The following is a 2480-nucleotide window of genomic DNA, read 5'->3' as shown; positions in this document are numbered from 1 at the left end:
TTAATTTATAAGAGAAAATATTCTTAGAATAAAATAGGTGAATTTTGGATTAAATATCTTTATTTATTATTTATTAAAAAACACCCTGAAATGTAATATAGCCTTTTAGAATGCTTATATCATAAGTTTTATGGGGCAATTATGAAGACCTTTTTAGATAATGATTATAAAGTAATTACTTTGCCTGATAATGGTGTTCCTGTAAAACCAATAAGAGCAAAAGCAATTATCTTTTCAGATCAAAACTCCCGTAAATTATTAAATCAAGTGGAAACGATTGCTCCAAGCTCTGCCAGCGTCATCATTCAAGGTGAATCTGGAACAGGTAAAGAGTTAATTGCGCGTGAAATTCATTTGAAAAGTGATCGTAAAAATAAGCCTTTTCTTGCAGTCAATTGTGGTGCTTTAGTCGAGACACTTGCTGAGTCTGAACTGTTTGGTTATGAAGCTGGGGCTTTTACGGGTGCAAATAAAACACGAGCTGGTATTTTTGAAACGGCGGATGGTGGCACTTTATTTTTAGATGAAGTGGGTGAGTTACCACTATCCTTACAAGTTAAGCTGTTAAGGGTGTTGCAAGAAAAAGAAGTCGTACGTGTGGGTGGTCGAAAACCGATCCCAATTAATGTCCGTATTTTGTCGGGAACACATGTCGATTTACGTAAAGCTGTAGCAGAAAACAAGTTTCGTCTGGATTTATATTATCGCTTGAACGTGGTTGTGCTTAATATTTTGCCACTGCGTGAACGTAAAGGAGATATTTTACCTCTGGTTGATTTCTTCTTAAGTTCATACTCTCAGAAGCTCATTACCACTAAGCCAAATATCAGTGATAGAGCAAGAAATGCGCTGCTGAACTATAGTTGGCCGGGTAACATTCGTGAGCTAGAAAACAATATTCACTATGCTTTGCTCGTGAGTGGCGGCAAAACCATTGATCTTGAGCATTTAAGATTTTCTGAGGAAACGGGCTCTGCCGTGCTACCAGATAATGACCTTATTCAAGAGTTTGAAAGTATCTTGAAGCGTTTGTTTCAAGAATATGATGGGGAAGCATGGCATATTATTGAAGATAAAATAGTAAATACTGCATTTTCAAGTTGCTGGAATAATCAGGTCAAGACAGCAAAAATGTTAGGCCTATCGCGTAATGTTTTACGTAATCTTTTATCAAGATATAACTTACTACCTAATAAGAATGAAAATGAAATTGCTTAAGGGTTTTATATAGAAAAAACATCCATTTTTTAATGGATGTTTTTTTGCGTTGTGAATTTTGTGACCCATAAACCCACTTCAAATAACAACCACATTGGGACTGCAAGAGCAAGCATGCTAAAAACATCAGGAGGGGTAATAAACATTGCAATAAAAAAGAAGAATACAATGATGTGCTTACGATGTGCTTCTAGCTGTTGAATAGAAATAAGACCAATAAAAATAAGAATATAAGTTAAAACTGGAATTTGAAATGCCAGACCAAAAGCAAGAAAAAGCTTCAAACAAAAATCTAGATAGCTATTGATATCCGTCATGGGTAACACATTATCAGGCGATGCCAAAACAAAAAACTTTAGAGCGAGAGGCAAAATTAAAGTATAGGCAAACACAATTCCTAAATAAAATAGAAGGTTACTTGAAAGTACAAGTGCTATACCAAACCTTTTTTCTTTTTGATAAAGAGCAGGGGCAACAAATTGCCAAAATTGATAAAGAATAAAGGGAATACTTAATAAAATCGCAAAATAAATATTGAGTTTAAATGGCGCTAAAAATGTACTCATCACATCTGTTGCAATCATGGTGGAATTGCTAGGAAGTAATGAAATTAAAGGATGAGCAAGAAAATGGTAGTTCTTCTGAGCAAGCGGAAGTAATAATAAAAAAATCGCTAAAACAATACCAATGCTATAGATCAGCCGTTTTCTTAATTCTTTTAAATGTTCGCTATATTTCATTTCAGTGAGGCTTTCACTGACAATATGTTCCGTCATGCGGCTTGATCCTCACTGAATTTATTGGCTGTTTTAAAATGAGCTAAAAATGGTGTCTTTAACTCATCTTGTGAACGGGTATAGATATAGTCATTGATGCGCCGTGGTTTGGTTTTTTGTTCCGTAAAAACAGATGTTTGTACATTTTCAATTTCTTGTTGCATAAGAGCGAGTTGTTGTTTGAGCTGCTCTTCATTTTGTTTTATTTTTTGCAGCTCTTCTTGCATGACTCTCTTAAGTTCGATTAGGTCAAGTTCGTTTTCAATATCATTTTGAATTTTACTAATTTGGTTTTTAACTGCTCTGTATTTGAGGAGGACTGATCTTAACGTGTGAGGAAGCTTTTCAGGTCCTAAAATAATAAGCGCAATAATTGCAAAAGCTAATAACTCTCCAAAGCTGATATTAAACATAATAATAAATCACTCATATTTTATTTTGTTTTTCATTATGTGGTTCAACTGGACTAATATCTTTGTATTGTTG

The 2480-nt window shown here is 34.2% G+C and carries 3 protein-coding genes; 1 reads left to right on the top strand and 2 read right to left on the bottom strand.

Annotated features, from left to right (window positions below):
• Window positions 1-141: 141 nt before the first annotated feature.
• A complete protein-coding gene (locus NL42_RS18625) occupies window positions 142-1218 on the top strand; it encodes a sigma-54 interaction domain-containing protein (protein ID WP_000846949.1) in 1077 nt (358 codons plus the stop codon).
• 29 nt (window positions 1219-1247) lie between these two features.
• On the opposite strand, the gene tatC is transcribed toward NL42_RS18625, so the two are convergent.
• Both tatC and tatB read right to left on the bottom strand, forming a co-directional pair.
• A complete protein-coding gene (gene tatC, locus NL42_RS18620; protein ID WP_461313880.1) occupies window positions 1248-1994 on the bottom strand; it encodes a twin-arginine translocase subunit TatC in 747 nt (248 codons plus the stop codon).
• Entirely contained in the window at window positions 1991-2407 is a 417-nt protein-coding gene (gene tatB / locus NL42_RS18615) for a Sec-independent protein translocase protein TatB (RefSeq protein ID WP_461313879.1), read from the bottom strand. Before tatB ends, tatC begins: the two co-directional genes overlap by 4 nt.
• Between the last annotated feature and the right edge of the window lie 73 nt (window positions 2408-2480).

This window comes from Acinetobacter sp. GN11 (genome assembly GCF_054823985.1).
This window is presented reverse-complemented; position numbering and strand designations above follow the sequence as displayed.